Origin of the sequence: Synechococcus elongatus PCC 6301 (genome assembly GCF_000010065.1) — a bacterium.
Lineage (GTDB): Bacteria > Cyanobacteriota > Cyanobacteriia > Synechococcales > Synechococcaceae > Synechococcus > Synechococcus elongatus.
Genome location: NC_006576.1, coordinates 313545 through 329037, shown reverse-complemented (window position 1 = coordinate 329037; position 15493 = coordinate 313545). Strand labels below are relative to the sequence as shown.

The 15493-nt window shown below is 56.3% G+C and carries 18 protein-coding genes; 3 read left to right on the top strand and 15 right to left on the bottom strand.

Annotated features, from left to right (window positions below; genetic code table 11):
- Positions 1-10 precede the first annotated feature (10 nt).
- Positions 11-1465 (bottom strand): phosphoglucomutase/phosphomannomutase family protein, encoded by a 1455-nt coding sequence (locus SYC_RS01465; protein ID WP_011242597.1) that lies wholly within the window; start codon positions 1463-1465, stop codon positions 11-13.
- Between the two features lie 310 nt (positions 1466-1775).
- Here SYC_RS01465 and mgtE point away from each other — a divergent pair, with 310 nt between their 5' ends.
- Positions 1776-3173 (top strand): magnesium transporter, encoded by a 1398-nt coding sequence (mgtE, locus tag SYC_RS01460; protein WP_011242596.1) that lies wholly within the window; start codon positions 1776-1778, stop codon positions 3171-3173.
- Between the two features lie 279 nt (positions 3174-3452).
- Entirely contained in the window at positions 3453-3659 is a 207-nt protein-coding gene (locus tag SYC_RS01455; protein WP_041676904.1) for a hypothetical protein, read from the top strand.
- A 12-nt stretch (positions 3660-3671) separates the two neighbouring features.
- Here SYC_RS01455 and SYC_RS01450 read toward each other — a convergent pair whose 3' ends face one another.
- The gene (locus tag SYC_RS01450; RefSeq protein WP_011242595.1) at positions 3672-4409 is read right to left on the bottom strand and encodes a glycosyltransferase; all 738 of its coding nucleotides are present in this window, start codon (positions 4407-4409) and stop codon (positions 3672-3674) included.
- Between the two features lie 58 nt (positions 4410-4467).
- Entirely contained in the window at positions 4468-4995 is a 528-nt protein-coding gene (locus SYC_RS01445) for an SRPBCC family protein (RefSeq protein ID WP_011242594.1), read from the bottom strand.
- A gap of 50 nt (positions 4996-5045) precedes the next feature.
- Between SYC_RS01445 and SYC_RS01440 the strand changes: the two genes are divergently transcribed.
- Positions 5046-6581 carry a bifunctional ADP-dependent NAD(P)H-hydrate dehydratase/NAD(P)H-hydrate epimerase gene (locus tag SYC_RS01440; protein WP_011242593.1) on the top strand — a complete coding sequence of 512 codons (1536 nt, stop codon included), beginning with the start codon at positions 5046-5048 and terminating at the stop codon, positions 6579-6581.
- 283 nt (positions 6582-6864) lie between these two features.
- Here the strand turns inward: SYC_RS01440 and SYC_RS01435 are convergent, their stop codons facing one another.
- The 12 genes from SYC_RS01435 to moaCB form a co-directional block, all read right to left on the bottom strand.
- On the bottom strand, positions 6865-7392 hold the full coding sequence (locus SYC_RS01435) for a tetratricopeptide repeat protein (RefSeq protein WP_011242592.1): 528 nt from the start codon (positions 7390-7392) through the stop codon (positions 6865-6867).
- A 29-nt stretch (positions 7393-7421) separates the two neighbouring features.
- The gene (locus tag SYC_RS01430; protein ID WP_011242591.1) at positions 7422-8585 is read right to left on the bottom strand and encodes a DUF389 domain-containing protein; all 1164 of its coding nucleotides are present in this window, start codon (positions 8583-8585) and stop codon (positions 7422-7424) included.
- A gap of 30 nt (positions 8586-8615) precedes the next feature.
- Positions 8616-9398 (bottom strand): transporter substrate-binding domain-containing protein, encoded by a 783-nt coding sequence (locus tag SYC_RS01425; protein WP_011242590.1) that lies wholly within the window; start codon positions 9396-9398, stop codon positions 8616-8618.
- A gap of 10 nt (positions 9399-9408) precedes the next feature.
- Entirely contained in the window at positions 9409-9759 is a 351-nt protein-coding gene (gene rplT, locus SYC_RS01420) for a 50S ribosomal protein L20 (RefSeq protein WP_011242589.1), read from the bottom strand.
- Between the two features lie 44 nt (positions 9760-9803).
- On the bottom strand, positions 9804-10004 hold the full coding sequence (gene rpmI, locus SYC_RS01415) for a 50S ribosomal protein L35 (protein ID WP_011242588.1): 201 nt from the start codon (positions 10002-10004) through the stop codon (positions 9804-9806).
- Between the two features lie 26 nt (positions 10005-10030).
- Positions 10031-10282, bottom strand: a complete 252-nt coding sequence (locus SYC_RS01410; protein WP_011377953.1) for a hypothetical protein — start codon at positions 10280-10282, stop codon at positions 10031-10033.
- Positions 10279-11373, bottom strand: coding sequence for an FUSC family protein (locus SYC_RS01405; RefSeq protein WP_011242587.1), 1095 nt, complete (start codon positions 11371-11373; stop codon positions 10279-10281). The genes SYC_RS01410 and SYC_RS01405 overlap by 4 nt, the downstream gene beginning before the upstream one ends.
- Before the next feature lie 5 nt (positions 11374-11378).
- Entirely contained in the window at positions 11379-12071 is a 693-nt protein-coding gene (locus tag SYC_RS01400) for a hypothetical protein (RefSeq protein ID WP_011242586.1), read from the bottom strand.
- Positions 12072-12714: 643 nt separating this feature from the next.
- Entirely contained in the window at positions 12715-13698 is a 984-nt protein-coding gene (gene moaA / locus SYC_RS01395; protein WP_011242585.1) for a GTP 3',8-cyclase MoaA, read from the bottom strand.
- A complete protein-coding gene (locus tag SYC_RS01390; RefSeq protein ID WP_011242584.1) occupies positions 13695-14192 on the bottom strand; it encodes a molybdopterin synthase catalytic subunit in 498 nt (165 codons plus the stop codon). The genes moaA and SYC_RS01390 overlap by 4 nt, the downstream gene beginning before the upstream one ends.
- A 2-nt stretch (positions 14193-14194) precedes the next feature.
- Positions 14195-14467, bottom strand: coding sequence for a molybdopterin synthase sulfur carrier subunit MoaD (gene moaD, locus SYC_RS01385; protein WP_011242583.1), 273 nt, complete (start codon positions 14465-14467; stop codon positions 14195-14197).
- On the bottom strand, positions 14464-15435 hold the full coding sequence (gene moaCB / locus SYC_RS01380) for a bifunctional molybdenum cofactor biosynthesis protein MoaC/MoaB (protein WP_011242582.1): 972 nt from the start codon (positions 15433-15435) through the stop codon (positions 14464-14466). Before moaCB ends, moaD begins: the two co-directional genes overlap by 4 nt.
- Between the last annotated feature and the right edge of the window lie 58 nt (positions 15436-15493).

Sequence of the window (15493 nt, the reverse complement as noted above, 5' to 3'; positions counted from 1 at the left end):
GCGACGGCTTTCAGCAGCGCTGCGCCCAATCCTTAGCCCAGTTGAGGGTTTCCTGAACGGCCTCTGGGCTGGATGCCTCGCAGTAGAGCCGCAGCAGGGGTTCGGTGCCACTAAAGCGCACCATTAGCCAGCGACCATCGCTGAGCCGAAACTTAAAACCATCGATGGTTTGGTAACTAATGACTTCTAAACCGGCGATCGCTTGGGGGGTCTGGGTCTGCAGTGCTTGCAAAACGCGATCGCGGGCACTCATATCGGCTAGGGGCAGGTCGATGCGATCGTAGGTCGATTGGAATTGTGTGCGAGCCTGCAGATCGGCATAGAGATCGCCGAGGTTGCGATCGCTCTGGACAATCGCTTCCAGTAGGTAGAGGGCTGAGAGTAGACCATCGCGCTCGGGGATATGACTGCCGTAGCCAATGCCGCCAGACTCCTCGCCACCTAATAGAACGGTTTGGCTCAGCATGCGATCGGCAATGTATTTATAGCCAACCGGAAGTTCCGTGACAGGAATGTTGAAGAGTGCCGCAACTTTGGGCATCAAGTCCGAGCCACTGACGGTTTTGACTAGCTCGCCGGGACAACTGCGGCGGGCCGCTAGATGCTCAATCAGTACTGGAATTAAGACCTGGGAGCTCAGAAACTCACCGGAGCGATCGACCGCTGCAATGCGATCGCCGTCGCCATCAAAGACAAAGCCGACTGCCAAAGGTGTAGTGACGCCATCACTCAGTCGCTGGCAGAGCCCAACTACATTGGCAGCTAAGGGTTCCGGTGCACCGCCGCCAAAGAGTGGATCGCGATCGCTGCGCAGTTCTGTGACTGGCGCCTCTAGGATCTGAGCCAAAGCACCCGCAGCAGCGCCGTGCATGACATCGACAAACACACTCAGTCGCCCGCCGGCGATCGCGGCTTGAATGGCAGCCAGATCAACCTTCTGGCGCAGCATCTGCCGATAGGATTGCCAGGGATCGAAGCGGGCGATCGCACTTGAGGAATCCGGCAGATCTGGTGTGAAGCCCTGATCTAAAAGCGCCTCGACTTCAGCAGTGACACTGCCGGGCACTGAGCCGCCAAAAGCGCCTTTAATCTTCAGCCCGGAATATTGTCCTGGGTTGTGGCTAGCCGTAATGACCAGGGCACCCAGGGCGGCTTGCTCGTGAACTGCCCAACTGAGGGCAGGAGTTGTGGCGTAGTTCGAGGCGAGTTGGGCTTCGAGGCCGACCGCTTGAATCGCTTGGGCGGTAATGCTGGCAAATTCTTCTGACAAAAAACGGCGATCGTAGCCGACCAAAATGCGGCGAGACCCGTTATCACCGTAAGTCCTAGCTAAGACTTTGGCTGCTGCTCCAGCTGCACGAAAGAGCCGTTCAAAGGTGAAATCAGCTGCGATCACGCCCCGCCAGCCATCAGTACCAAAACGAATCGGGCCCGGAGGGGTGACAGTGAGATGCACAGCAGACATGACAGAGGAACCAGCGTTGCTTACGAGTCTACCGAGCCATCGGCCTGAGCAAGCCAGGGCGTTGCTCTTCGGCGGATGCGGCCCAAGGCGCTGTGAGGGCTCTGGGGTGCCTCTCAGGGAATCTCCGCACTTTTACTCACGCTTGCTTCTGCTTCTCAATAGTCATTTGCCAGAACCTCGACGAGAGGAGGATGAGAGAGAATTCTGTTCCTCCTGCGGTCATCCCCGCTGTCTGCCGCAACTTCCGCGATCGTCCTGATCCGATAGGGAGCATTCTTGATAGACTCTCGGGAGCCGCGAGGGAGAAGGCGTGGTCGACAGCAACCGAGAGCAAGGTCAAGGGACGATCGCCAGCCAAGAGCTTCGCGATATCGTTCGACAGCAACTACAGGGGTTGTTGGAAATCAACGACTATCAAGGAGCTAAAGTCCTGCTCCAGCCGGTGCAATATCCCGACATTGCTGAGGCGATCGAAGGGTTACCTGAAACGCTACAGGCTCTTGCTTTCCGTCTTCTACCCAAAGATGAAGCGATCGAGGTGTACGAGTACCTCGACAGCACGGTGCAGCAAGCACTGATTGATGAATTGCGCAGTCAGGATGTCCTCGACCTCGTCGAGCAGATGTCGCCCGACGATCGCGTGCGCTTGTTTGATGAGCTCCCTGCCAAAATTGTCCGGCGGCTACTGCAGCAACTCAGTCCCGCGGAACGCGAGATTACATCACTGCTGCTCGGCTGTGGAACGGGCACAGCAGGCCGGTTGATGACCCCGGAATACGTTGCCTTGAAAGAGGGAATGACGGGTGATCAGGCGCTGGCTCGCGTGCGCTTGATGGCGCCCCGCACCGAAACGATCTATACCCTTTACGTTACGGATGTCAGTCGTCGGCTGACTGGAATTTTATCGCTGCGGGAGCTGTTGGTAGCCCCCCCGGAGGACAGTATTGGTGCACTGATGACCCGCGATGTGATCAGTGTGCATACCGACACAGATCAAGAAGAAGTCGCCCGGGTGATCCAGCGTTATGACTTGCTGGCAGTGCCAGTCGTTGATCGCGAAGAACGGCTAGTCGGGATCGTCACCGTCGATGATGTGATCGACATTTTGGAAGAGGAAGCAACCGAAGATATCTACACCCTGGGCGGCGTGCAGTCGGGTGAAGATGACTACTTCCAGACCAATTTGCTGACGGTAGCCCGCCGCCGAGTGGTTTGGCTATTTGTCTTGTTGATTACGAATACTGGCACGAGTGCAGTGATTAGCAGTCAAGAAGATGTGCTGTCTAAAGTGGTTGCCTTAGCTGCCTTTATTCCGCTATTGATTGGCACCGGCGGCAATGTGGGGGCGCAGTCTTCCACGGTTGTGATTCGAGGCTTGAACACCGATCGCCTGCGGAGTATGAACCCGATGACGATTGTGTCGCGGGAGTTGATTGCTGGAGCCTTACTGGGAGTCATGCTGGCTGCGGTGGTCACTGTTTGGGCGTTTCTGCTGGAACGCAACTGGCAAGTCGCGATCGCGGTGGGGTTCAGCTTGCTGGTGATTTCGATCTTGGCTTCCACTGCTGGATCAGTCCTACCCCTGGTCTTCAAACGCCTTGGCCTCGATCCGGCGTTGATGTCTGCACCCTTCATCACTACGGTAGTTGACGTCGCTGGTGTGTTTGTCTATCTCCAGCTCGCCCGCGCCATCCTTGGATTGAACTGAGCAGTGTGACGCTACCAATACCTTGGCGCCGGTTCATGGAGGCGTTCAACGGATTGCAGCTCAGCTATTTCAGAAAGCTTGCAAAAGTTAATAGAGAGCTAATCAGGGTAGCCGGTTCTCAACCGGTCTAAAGATGACTCTTCTGATGCGCAGCGCTAACAGTAAGGGCAGCCACCCACAATTTTTGTAATGATGTCAATATGTAAAGCAACTAATCATCTGGCAGGGATCAGACCTGATCCTAAATCCAGGTTGGAGTGCAATCCTCGGATCCCCCTTATGGCCCCTATTGATAGCCGCGTGCTCAACCTCACTGACGTTTCAGAAACCGACGTCACACCTCTTGTGCCTAGAGAAGAGTTGAATGCCTGGAAACGTGGTTTTACGCCACAGGCTGAGATCTGGAATGGCCGCTTTGCCATGCTGGGCGTCACCCTCGTTTTGGCAACCGTGTTGATTCTCAACTGGGAACGCCTTGGTTTCTAGACTCTCGGTCGCCTAGGCGATCGCTTTGAGCGTCCAAGGGTGAACATGTCCCCGTGCAACTGCTGCGACTACATCCCGTCGCCGTAAATAACCTGCTGCGATCGCTTCCTTGAGATAACCCAGCCAAAAATCCGTCAACTCATGGCGAGGATTTTTCCAAGGCTGACTACGGACATGGGAAAAGTGCACAATGTTCGTCTCGGGCGTCACGATGTTGAAGTGATTCCAAGAAGGCGGCAGCTTGGCAATGCGCTCCTGCTCGAACCATTGCAGCTCCATGAAGTTGCGATAGCGAATCTGACCAGGCTTAGGTTCTTGCTTGTTCGGCACCACTGTGGCAAACAGCTCATCTGGTTGCCAGGCTAGTTGCTCACAGTCCAGCAGCATGACGCTGGTATGCCAGGTCTGGACATGGGGTTTGCCGTTGTAAAGCCCTTCTGCTTCGTAGACGCAGGCGATCGCCTTGTCGTCTGGCAAAAGGTCAAAGATTGGCGCTAAATCAGTGAGGGCTAGCTGGTCGGCATCGAGGTAGAGGGCTTTGCCCTGATAGCCCATTGCTTGCGGTAGCGTGAAACGCACAAAGCCAAAACGGGTGCCACCAACGCGCTGCTGAGTTTGGGTCAGCGGAATGATCTCAATGCTGGGATCCGAAAGGTGCTTGCGGATCGAATAGATCAACGTCTGCTCCGCTAAGTATTGGTTGGCTTCAGTGCCAATGTAGATGCGGCGGCAAGAAGAAGCGCTGCCCATGAATCACTCCGGCGATCGCGTGGGGTGATTTTATCAAGGGAACTTGAACCAAAACCTTCTAGAGAGGACGGTCTGCTGGAGTGGATGGACTAGCGGCGGCCTCGGGGCTGGGACTGGGCAGATTATCTGTCACTGTCGAGGCGACGGGTAATGTTTCTGCGATCGCTTTAAGCCGCTGAAGTTGGGCTTGCATATCTCGTTGTGTGACTCCGGCCGCGACGCGATCGAAGCCCCAAGCAACCCAGGGCTTGGCAATCCGGAAGCGGAAGCAATTGTCGAGTTGGGTGTGCTCACCCTCCTGCCACCAGCGCCAAGTGTCGGTTCCCTGAAAAAATCCTTCAAACTGCCAGACAATCAGTCCTTCGGCGCGATCGCAAACAACACACTCCAGACTGGGATAGATCAAGGGAATTTGGATCTGAAATCGGTTGCGGCTACCGCGATCGAGATTCCAGTCCCCCTCAGGGCGACAGCGCAGGAGTGGGTTGAGCCAGCGATGCATCAGCTCTAAATCCTGGAAGCAAGCTTCGACCGCCGCGCAACTGGCTTGAAATGCGATCGCTTGCTGAAAACACCGCTCAGCCATCTTTGTCTGACCCGCCCTATTGTGTTTTGAGGATAGCGGCAGGAGAACTGATGGCAGCACTGTCTTTGGCCGATCGCGTGGTGGTGACTGCGGAGCAGATGCAGGCGATCGAATCGCGTTTGTTTGCTGCTGGCATGCCCGTCGCCGCACTGATGGAGAAAGTCGCGGGTCTGCTCAGTCAACGCTTGCAGATGGCATACCCCGATCGCACCCAACGCTGGGGCATTTGGGTGGGGCCAGGGCACAACGGCGGTGATGCGTTAGTAGTTGCGCGGGAATTACACCTGCAGGGCTATCCAGTGCAAATCTGGCATCCGTTTGAGCGCCGCAAGCCTCTGACCGAGGCACATCTGCAATTTGCCCAGCACCTCGGGATTTCGATCGCCTGCGACTATCCCGAGCATTGCGATCGCTGGCTGGACGGGGGCTTTGGTTTTGGGCTGAATCGCCCGTTGAATGAAGCAACACAAACCGCGATCGCCCAGCTCAATGACAGTGGCAAACCAATCCTCAGCATCGACCTGCCCTCTGGCTTAGATACTGATTCTGGCGAGCCGCTCGGCGCAGCAATTCGAGCGGAACGAACGTATTGCTTAGGGCTTTGGAAGCAAGGATTACTTCAGCTGGTGGCAGCTCCTTGGCATGGTGAGTTGGAGCGGGTTGATTTCGGCATTGCTGAAGCAGATATTGTTGCCGTTTTGGGACCAGTCCCCGATCGCCAGATCCTGACCGATGAAGCGGCGATCGCGGCTTTACCGCTCCCGATCGCGGCGGATGCTCACAAGTATCGGCGCGGCCAGCTACTGTTAATCGCGGGTTCCCAGCGCTATCGGGGTGCGGCGCTATTAGCGGCTTTGGCGGCCCGATCGAGTGGCGTCGGGATGATGACCCTAGCGGTGCCTGCCAGTCTGAGTGCGATCGCGATCGCTCAAGTTCCAGAAGCTCTCGTCGTCGCTTGTCCAGAAACTGAGACTGGCGAGATAGCTGAGCTGCCCATCGACCGCGATCGTTACAACGCCATTGCGATCGGACCAGGGGTTGGGACCGGGCCAACAATTCGCACCATCCTGCACAGGGTTTTGCAGCAATCAACACCGTTCTTGATCGATGCTGATGCGCTGACCGTCTTGGCTCAGCATCCTGAGGATTGGGCTTTACGACCGGCGGAGGCTAGGACTGTGATCACACCCCATGCGGGCGAATTTCAACGGCTATTTGGGTCTGCCCCCACTCCCGCAAGCCTCTCTTCAGCCGCATCTGAGCGATCGCTCATTCTGGTGCGCAAAGGGCCTTCTCCAACGGTGGTGACGCCCGTTGGCGCGAGTTGGGCCTTAGTGGACAGTACACCTGCCTTAGCCCGAGGCGGCAGAGGCGATGTCCTGACCGGATTGCTGGGTGGACTCTTGGCGCAAACAGATGCCGTCTCCGCCGCGATCGCCGCGACTTGGTGGCATAGCCGAACCGCTCAGGCGATCGCGCAGAAGCAGACAGCCTTGGGCGTCACACCCACGGAACTTGCTGCCCAATTGACACCTTGGCTGGGGCAACGGCTGCAGTCGGAAATAGCACAGTATCTAGCAAGTTAAACAGGATGCTTTAGGGTGATCCCATTGACCTCACACCGAAGGTCATCACCGGCTAGTTTTACCCGCAGCGATCGCGGCCCCACCGATCAGTCTCACCCGAAATCTTGTTGCGGGGGGCTTGGGGAAGTCGAGTCCCCCAATGCGTGGGTGTGGGGGTGCGCAATCACCCCCACGGACAGCGGCTGTTGACTCCCCAGCCAATACCCTTCAGACAAAATGTCCTAACCTACTTGCAGAGCACCACAACTTGCTCTCGGCCAGACATTACAGGCGATCGCTGGGCTTACGTCGAGGGCGAGACACGCTGCTGCAAACTCTGCGATCGCCGTTGAGCGGTGCGATTATTCGGCTCTAGAGCCAAGACGGATTCGTAGGTGGCGATCGCTTGGCTGAGCAACTGCTTCTTCTCGTAGGCAAAGCCAAGGTTATTCAGCGCGGTCACGTAATCTGGCTGCTGCTCCAGCGCCTCTTTGTACTGCCGAATCGCGAGGTCAAACTGCTCCTGCGCTGCATAGGCATAGCCAAGGGCGTTATAGAGCAGAGCTAAACCTACCGGATCAGTCAAATTTTTGTCCTTGAGAGCCAGTTGAAACTGCGCGATCGCCGGGCCGTAAAGTTTTTTCTCAAGGAAGATGCTTCCCAACCGGTAGTGATCCTCAGCAGCACCGCGACCTTGGCTCAACTGCTGCTGGAGGCGGCTGAAATCTACCTCGGTGCGCCGAGTTTTCAGGACTTGGCGAAACACAAACCATGCCGCTGTCCCCAACAGGCCAATCAACGCAAACAGGTAGAGAGTCGGGGTCCCGTCCATGAGCGATCGCAGCAGTGTAGGTCCGTTCCTTACGGTACCTCAGAAGCTGCCGGTGGCTTCACTGTGGCTGGTTCTGTCGGGGAGTCAGCTTCCGTATCCGATGCTGGCTGTGCTTCCGCCGCTGGGTCTGTAGCTGATCCTGCAGGGCTGGTTTCTATAGCAGGAGCAGGCGGTTTAGTTGGGGCCGGTTCGGGGATATCCAATTCTGGGGGCTCATCGGAGGTCACTTCCACAGAACTCGAGACAAAGAAGATCAGGCGAACGGGTTGCCCCAATTTGTTCTCAAGAAATGTTTCAACGAGTTTGACCTGTCTCGGTGTAACAGGGCGCAGCGCCCGCACCTGCAGCTGTACTTCAACCGGCTTGCGGTTCCAGTTGATATTGACCCCCTGCAACTGAACTTGCCGCCCGACCGTAATCGTTTCAGTTAGCAGAATTTCCCGCAGGTCACGTTGCAGACGAGCATTCTGTAGGGATTCCCAAAAACTCAGGCCGAGGGGAATGCTCAAAAGTGAGGTGAGGACTAGGCTGAGATAGAGGCCTCGTGAGGTTTTGTGGCGGCTGACCCCCATCAACTTGAAGGTCAGAATTTCAGCCAGAATAATGCCCACCACGTTCGTCAAAAAGAGCAGCATTGCCCCGCCACTGGCTCGCAAATCCCCCTGCGCTAACGTCAGTCCGACTGTGGCTAAGGGCGGCATCAGAGCAACTGCAATCCCGGTCCCTGCAATCGCATCGCTGAGGTTGTGCTCAACGCTGGCATAGGCCGCGACGGCACCAGCCACTACAGCAATCCCGAGGTCGATCAGGTTGGGATTGGTGCGACCCAGTACCTCACTGCCGTATTCGGGCAAGGCGACGACCCGCCCCAAAAACCAAGACAGGGCAATCGCCAATAGCACGGCGACCAACAGGCTAATGCCGGCCCGTTTGAGCAAGCGAGGATTGCCATTGACGCCAGCCAGCGCCAAACCTCGTAGCGGTTGCAACACAGGAGCAATCAACATCGCCCCGATGATTACGGCCACACTGTTAGCCAGTAGCCCAAAGGTTGCGACAAGGGCTGAGGTGACGACCAAAAATAAGTAGGACTGCGTTAACCCCGAGGCACGGCGAATCGTACGCTCTAACTCTCTGGACTTGCGATCGCGCTCACTCGGTGAGAGCGGCGACGCCAATAATGTCTTGGGCATGGATAAAGAAGACCAGCAGGTGGCTGCGGCTCAAAGGCCCCAGCGCTTTCGGATGTCTCTTAGCTTGTCATCTGCATCCCAGTTCTGGATCAGGCGATCGATGGCAATTTGAAGGGATCGGTACTGCAGTCCTTGAGGCAGGGCGATCGCCAGTGGAAAATCGCCCCATTGCTGGGGCAACAGCTGATAGCGATCGCTCTGGCGCTGCCATTGTTGTAAAACCAAGCGGTCGGCCGCGATCCCATCGACTTGACCGCGATCGAGGGCCGTTTGGGCTGCCGCGTAGCTCTTGACGCCCACAAGTGCCAACTCGGGCGCTTGCCAGCGCAATAAGGGAATCGCACTGGATCCCTGCAGGACAGCTACCCGCTGCGGTTGAGTGATCCCTCGTCTTGTGAGCAGTCCAATGCGATCGCGGTAGTAGGGCCGACTAAACTGCGCCACCCGCTGCCGCGCATCAGTCACGGTCATTTGGGCGATCAGTAGATCAACGCGATCCGCTAGGAGGGCGGGTAGGCGATCGCGGCTCTGTAAGCCTTCAAATCGGACTGCAGCTGAATTTCCTAATAACTCTGCCGCCAGCGATCGCGCCAGATCGACTTCAAAGCCCTGCCATTGACCTTGGGCATCTTGCCAAGACAGCGGGGCAACGTTAGCTTGCACACCAACGATCAGGTAGCCGCGGCGCTTAATTGTTTCTAGATCAGCTGCGATCGTACCGCTGGTGTTCGCACCATAAAAAAAGGACGCCAATACTGACGTCCCAAGAAGGAGCCAGCGTCGCAACAGGGTCGGTCGGCTGGCTTTATTCATAACGATTAACCTAAGCCTTCAGTGCTAGGTCCACGATCGCTTTGAAGCCCGCACTGTCCAAGACAGCCAATTGAGCGAGCATCTTGCGGTTGATTTGAATGTCGGCCTTCTTGAGAGCACCGATCAAGCGGCTGTAGCTGACACCGTGCAGACGAGCTGCGGCGTTGATCCGGGCAATCCAAAGACGGCGAAAGTCCCGCTTGCGACGACGACGGTCACGATAGGCATTGGTCAATGCCTTCATGACACGTTGGTTGGCAGTGCGGAAGAGTTTGGAGTTACCGCTCCGGAAGCCCTTCGCCAGCTTCAGGATTTTGTTACGACGTTTGCGGGCAACATTGCCGCGCTTCACTCGAGCCATGGTCTGGAATCCTTCGGTTTACTAAGAGGGGAAGTGGCCGCGTCCTAGAAGGAGTAAGGCAGCATCAACTTCACCCGCTCTTGGTCGGTCTCATGCACAACCTCAGGCTGGCTAAGCCGGCGTCTGCGGGTGGCATTTTTGTGTTGGAGCAGGTGGTTTTTGAAAGCCTTACGGCGGATGGCTTTGCCGTTACCGCTGATGCGGAACCGCTTCGCCGCTGCTTTGCGAGTTTTGAGTTTCGGCATTGCTCTGCTGCGAAACGAACAGTTAACTAGCGTAGCGTGAGAGCTTGGTCTAGGGCAACCACATCACTGTCCTTGTCTGAAGCGATCGACTCTGACGCAGCTTGTTTCCCTGCCACCACATCATCTCTATCAAAAAAAGACGTTTTTGCGAGGGGGTTGAGGGACTCAACTCCCCCAAAGGACAGAGGCTGTCCAATCCGCACCAGCCAAGCCAAAATCAAATTGTCCTCACCTGCCTGCAGACTGCTATACAAGCGGGTAAGGGTGCGATCGCTCATTCACTAGCAGCTGTCACATCCCAATAGCGATGATTGTCCAGCCGGCCTTCCAAACGGAGAAGCAGCCGACCGATCAGCGTGATCTCTTGTAGGAATGCCAAGCCGCGCAGTAAGTCAGCCTCATCAAGCGATCGCAGGGCGCGGCGTTGCCGTAGAGTGCGGAGATGTTCAACCTGCTCTTTTAGGACTGTAGCGAGTTGCTGGCCAATCTCAGCAGGCAGGGAAAGCTTCTGAGCTAGGCTTTGCAGCCCTTGCTGAATGCAGCAATCGAGATCGGGGCTCTCCAGTTCTGGCGGCATGGAACCTTCGCGCCGGAGCTCCACCAGGGCATACAAGGCAAAAACCAACGTGTCGGCTTCGCGGGCTCGCAGATCGGGCTGGCTACGACGGTCATGGTCGAGCCAAGGTTCATGCTGAATCTCATCGAGGCTCTGGCGATTGAGTCGGAGATGCTGGCGGAGCCGTTGAATACCAGCTGTGCGCTGCGGCGCTGCGATCGCCTCATCCTGGTCGCCGTTGAGATTCAACGCAGTGTAGAGCTGGGCGGCATCAGCAAATAGCGATCGCAATTCTTGGTCTAGCTGCCGCAAGGCTGGCTGAGGCCAGAGCAGCAGCGAGATGATAAAGGCGATCGTGACCCCCACTAAGACGCTGGTGAAGCGTCCCAGTCCAACCAACCAAGGCTGACTGACACCTAGCGCAAAGCTGCTTTGGACAATCAAGCTGGTTAGACCCGCTAGCCGCAAAGCATCATTCAACCCAGCCGTTAAGCAGCAGGCTAAGGAGAGAAAGACAGAAAGCCCGGCGCTCAAAGGGGAAAAGCCCAGCAGCAACCCGACTAAGGTGCTGCAGCTTCCTCCAATGACGGTGCCCTGAAGACGACTGGTACTTGCTTTGACTAAGCCCCCCAAGTTGGCCTGCAGGACAACGAGGACGGTGACAGCGCTCCAGGTTGTGTCGCTTAAACTCCAGATGTCGGGTTGAATCTGATCTAACTGATTGCCGATCGCGATCGCCACCACGACCCCCAGCGCACTCTTGCAAAGGTGACGCCATTGCCCTCGCGTGAGTGTGAGCTGTAGCCTCTTCATGGGGGTTAGCTCAGGCTGGACGGCTCAATGCTCAACCGACCAAAAAAGTCTGCTGTGGCCTGCGAAACCGCGCCGTTCAGCACCAGTAGCCGCCCCAGAGACAGCGGCAGCCATTGCTGACATTGCAAGGCGCGATGGACATCGCGATCGATGACGACACCCGCTGCTTGTAGTCGCTCGCCCAGCCGCAGGGTCAAAAAAGCCGTGTTCATCTTGGTGATCGGGTCGAGGAAAAACTCCATGGTTCTATGACTGAGGTAGCCCCGCCCGCAGAGAATTTCCCCAATTTGTAGGTGTGGCATCTGCTCTTGAATGCCTTTCAGGGCTTCGTCTAGCTGCTCCTTTGTCACCAGACTCGCTGCAGTCAGCCGCTCACCCAGCCGCATGGCCGCCACTTGGGATGGATAGATCGGCTCCATGGCTGCGAACTTGGCATCTTCGCGATGGGCTGGCTCTGGATCTCCATCTTTGACAACAGCGTCGAGTCGGAACCAATGGCGAAAGACTGGATCGTACTCACAGAGGCTCAGTAAGTCGTCGGACGTGGCCGACAAACCAGTCAGAGACATCTTGAGCAGGGTTGAAACCGTGCCACAGAGATTGGCAGGTCCCGCCATCTCAATCGGTGCCGAGGGATTACCAGGCCGCAGATAGAGAACAATTTCTTCGCCAGAGCGGCTACGCAAATGAAAGCGCATTTCTCTATTTGCCTCCTCTTGGCATCATTAGTGAGAACCACAGCTGGTTTTTTAGCACCACTTTTGCCCTAAAACTAGAACAACTCACCGTCAAAAAAGGTTTGTGAATCGAGACTAGGGTACCCCAGCCCTTGAACAGCTTGCTTTCTCAAGTCAACGAGCGGGGTGTAGGGATTTGATGACATTTAGCGTCTGTCGCGGCCCGTGGCAAGCTAATTGAGGGCAGAAGCAGCGATCACTCGAGCAACTATTCCCTCTCTTGCTCATCTCAAAAACCAAGATAACTGCAAAAGCAAAACTCAAGTAAATTTAATTGTCAATCTAAATACCAAACTGCAATTAGATTGCCTTAAATCAATTACTCTGCTGAATTGATTATTGCCATTGGCATCTTCTTGAATATCTTGAGAGAGTCATAATAAAAGTGCAGGCCAGCTTGTAATCAGAAACTCGATAGTTTGTTGAATCAAGTTGCAAAATTTTCCTGAGTTGAGATTAGGAGGAAGCCATGATGCTGATCGATCGCCATCTCTTGATCCTCATTGATCGCAAATACAGTCCTAAAGCTCCAAAAGTGGCCAGACGTCGCCTCCGCAAACTGCGCCAATTGGCTGCTCATTCCCGCTAAGGCAGAAATAACCTGCTAGCCGCCATAGGTCGCTAGGTTGCGGGTATCGCCGCTGTTGGCTTCAGCTAGTTGGTGTCCTGCGGTTTTGAAGTTGAGGGTTTGCTGGACTTGCTCAAGAAGCTGCGATCGCTGATCGGGATGTTGGAGCCAAGGGCGGAGGTCAAATTCGCCCGTGCCAAACAGGCAGAGTCGCAGCGCCCCGCGACTGGTGACGCGCAGGCGATTGCAGTTCTGGCAAAAGTTAGGACTGTAGGGGGCGATTATGCCCAATTTCCCTTGGTAATTGGGATGGCAATATTCTTGGGCTGGCCCTGCAGTGCGATCGCGTTTGATTGGTTGCCAGCCCTGCGCTAGCCACTGTTCGGTGAGGACAGAGCCTGATAGAAACTCCTGCTGAAAGTAGTCGTGATTATCGAGGGTTTGCATCAGCTCAATGAAACGGATGCTAATGGGGCGATCGCGCACAAATTCAACAAAGTCTGAGAGCTGCGGATAATTCAGCGTCTTCAGCAGGACGGCATTGACCTTGAGGATCGGTAAGCGCAGCGCGATCGCTTGTTCAAGGGCGGCCATCACGGCTTCAAAACGGCTGCTGCCAGTAATAGCCTGAAAGCGGGCAGCGTCCAAACTATCGAGACTGAGATTGAGCTGAGTCAGCCCAGCAGCCTGAAGATCGGCCAAGCGATCGCGCAGATTCCAACCATTGCTGGTCAGGGCAACACGGCGAATGCCGGGTACAGCCGCCACGGCACGCACGATATCAACTAGATCCGATCGCAGCGTTGGTTCACCGCCCGTCAGTCGGACTTTTTCGATCCCCAGCGCCACAAACCCTTCAATTAGATGCCGAATTTCTGGGAGGGTGAGCAGTGCGGGCCGTTGTGGATCCAGCTGTTGCCCCTTGGGCAGGCAGTAGCCGCAGCGGAAGTTGCAAACGTCTGTTAAGGACAGGCGCAGATAGCGAAATTGCCGATCGTGATGGTCTGCTAGAACGATCATTCCGGCCCTGTGGATCCTCTGCGATCGCGCGATCGCCGCTCTTGGCAGAGACAGTTGCCAGGCACCCAGCCCGAGTCTCCATCTTCATAGTGTTCGAGTTTCCAGATTGGGGCGCGATGTTTTAGCTCCTCAATTACGTAGCGGCAGGCTTCACAGGCTTCATCGCGATGAATGGCACCGACGCCGATCAGCACGGTGGGGTCACCAACACGAGTTTCACCGAGGCGGTGTTGGACGTAGATGCGCAGTTCTTGGCCGAACACCTGCTCAGCCTCTTGGCAAATTTCGGTCTGAACTGTGCGGCAGAGCGGCTGAAAACTTTGATAGGTGATGCCCGTCACTAAGCGACCGACATTGACGCGCCGCACCCAGCCCACAAAGCTGGCAAAGGCCCCGTAGCGATCGTCGTGACAAAATTCAGCAGCAGCTGAGAGGGGAATGGGGGCTAGGCTCAGTTCAATCTGATGGCGATCGCAGGTCAGCAAGTCTGGCATGTTCAACCTCCACTCACGGGGGGCAGCAAGGCCAGGTGCGAGAGGCTGGCAGGGATTAAATCGCTATCTATATAGATGCGGGTTTCGCTGCCGATCGCTGACTTTTGCAGCAGTTGCGCCAGTGCTGAATCTGGCATCAGATCGCAGGCTCGGGCGATCGCCACTTTAAGGTCAGCAACCGTCGCCGGTAGGTCGAGCTCCAGCGGCATGGGCTGCCCCTCAGGACTGAGTGCTGCCAGCCCTCCAAAACAGATCAGCGTGATCGTTGTTGTCATCCCTTCACTGTTCCATGATCTGCGCCTTTCAAGATTGCCAAACTGTGGGGCAGCAAGGGTTGCAACATCGCCAAACCGCTGCTAACAGCGCGGGAACTGCCGGGCAAAGCGATCACGAAACTGCCCTCAAGCATCCAGCCGCCACTGCGGGGCAGCCAAGTCATTACCGTCTCCGATCGCCCGGCTTGGCGGAGCGCTTCACCAATGCCAGGTACAGGAATGGCACCTAGATCGGCGATCGCTTCGGGGGTGCGATCGCGCGGTCCTAGCCCCGTTCCCCCGGTCAGAAGAATCAATGCGGATCCTTGAGCAATCGCTGCTTGGATCGCCGCTTGAATCAAAGCCGGTTCATCGGCAACACAGGTTGCAGTCGCGATCGTTGCTGCTTGATCGGTTAACCAGTTTTGGATCAGTGGCCCTGAGCGATCTTCCGCTTGATCCGCCGCTACGCGATCGCTGACCGTGGTCACCGTTGCGAAAACGCCTGCTAAGGCGCCGGTTGGGGCTACATCAGGAGCGATCGCTGGCCGCTGCCAATGACCCGACTTGCCACCCGTTTTTTCGAGCAGGCCAATACCGCCGATCTCAGCAGTCGCGTCGAACATCTTAGTTAAGTCGTAGTGACAGAGCAGTGCTGCCGAAACAGCGGCGAGGGCTTCCATCTCCACGCCAGTTTTACCGGTGGTGCGGACTCGCGCCTCGACCCGAATCGTTTGGCTATCCGCTAGGGGCTGGCAGTCGATTTTCACCCCTTCGATCGGCAGAGGATGGCAGAGCGGCAACAGATCCGCCGTGCGTTTTGCTCCTTGAATGCCGGCGACTTGGGCAAGCAAAAAGCCATCGCCCTTGGGGAGTTGACCTTGAGTAACGCGCTGATAGACCTCGGGGGCAAGGCGAATCCAACCTTCAGCCCGCGCTGTTCGTTCCGTGACCGCCTTATCACCGACATCGATCATGCGGATGCTCATCGCTGTTGCCCTGCCCGATTGTTTCGCTCTCGATTGTGCCAGCGAGTGAGCTGCCAAC

Coding starts and splice junctions, on each gene's coding strand:
- moaD (WP_011242583.1), bottom strand. CDS start 14,467: ATGACAACAACGATCACGCTGATCTGTTTTGGAGGGCTGGCAGCACTC.
- moaA (WP_011242585.1), bottom strand. CDS start 13,698: ATGATCGTTCTAGCAGACCATCACGATCGGCAATTTCGCTATCTGCGC.
- SYC_RS01450 (WP_011242595.1), bottom strand. CDS start 4,409: ATGGGCAGCGCTTCTTCTTGCCGCCGCATCTACATTGGCACTGAAGCC.
- SYC_RS01435 (WP_011242592.1), bottom strand. CDS start 7,392: ATGGACGGGACCCCGACTCTCTACCTGTTTGCGTTGATTGGCCTGTTG.
- SYC_RS01400 (WP_011242586.1), bottom strand. CDS start 12,071: ATGCGCTTTCATTTGCGTAGCCGCTCTGGCGAAGAAATTGTTCTCTAT.
- SYC_RS01465 (WP_011242597.1), bottom strand. CDS start 1,465: ATGTCTGCTGTGCATCTCACTGTCACCCCTCCGGGCCCGATTCGTTTT.
- moaCB (WP_011242582.1), bottom strand. CDS start 15,435: ATGAGCATCCGCATGATCGATGTCGGTGATAAGGCGGTCACGGAACGA.
- SYC_RS01445 (WP_011242594.1), bottom strand. CDS start 4,995: ATGGCTGAGCGGTGTTTTCAGCAAGCGATCGCATTTCAAGCCAGTTGC.
- SYC_RS01405 (WP_011242587.1), bottom strand. CDS start 11,373: ATGAAGAGGCTACAGCTCACACTCACGCGAGGGCAATGGCGTCACCTT.
- rpmI (WP_011242588.1), bottom strand. CDS start 10,004: ATGCCGAAACTCAAAACTCGCAAAGCAGCGGCGAAGCGGTTCCGCATC.
- SYC_RS01455 (WP_041676904.1), top strand. CDS start 3,453: ATGGCCCCTATTGATAGCCGCGTGCTCAACCTCACTGACGTTTCAGAA.
- rplT (WP_011242589.1), bottom strand. CDS start 9,759: ATGGCTCGAGTGAAGCGCGGCAATGTTGCCCGCAAACGTCGTAACAAA.
- SYC_RS01410 (WP_011377953.1), bottom strand. CDS start 10,282: ATGAGCGATCGCACCCTTACCCGCTTGTATAGCAGTCTGCAGGCAGGT.
- SYC_RS01440 (WP_011242593.1), top strand. CDS start 5,046: ATGGCAGCACTGTCTTTGGCCGATCGCGTGGTGGTGACTGCGGAGCAG.
- SYC_RS01390 (WP_011242584.1), bottom strand. CDS start 14,192: ATGCCAGACTTGCTGACCTGCGATCGCCATCAGATTGAACTGAGCCTA.
- SYC_RS01425 (WP_011242590.1), bottom strand. CDS start 9,398: ATGAATAAAGCCAGCCGACCGACCCTGTTGCGACGCTGGCTCCTTCTT.
- SYC_RS01430 (WP_011242591.1), bottom strand. CDS start 8,585: ATGCCCAAGACATTATTGGCGTCGCCGCTCTCACCGAGTGAGCGCGAT.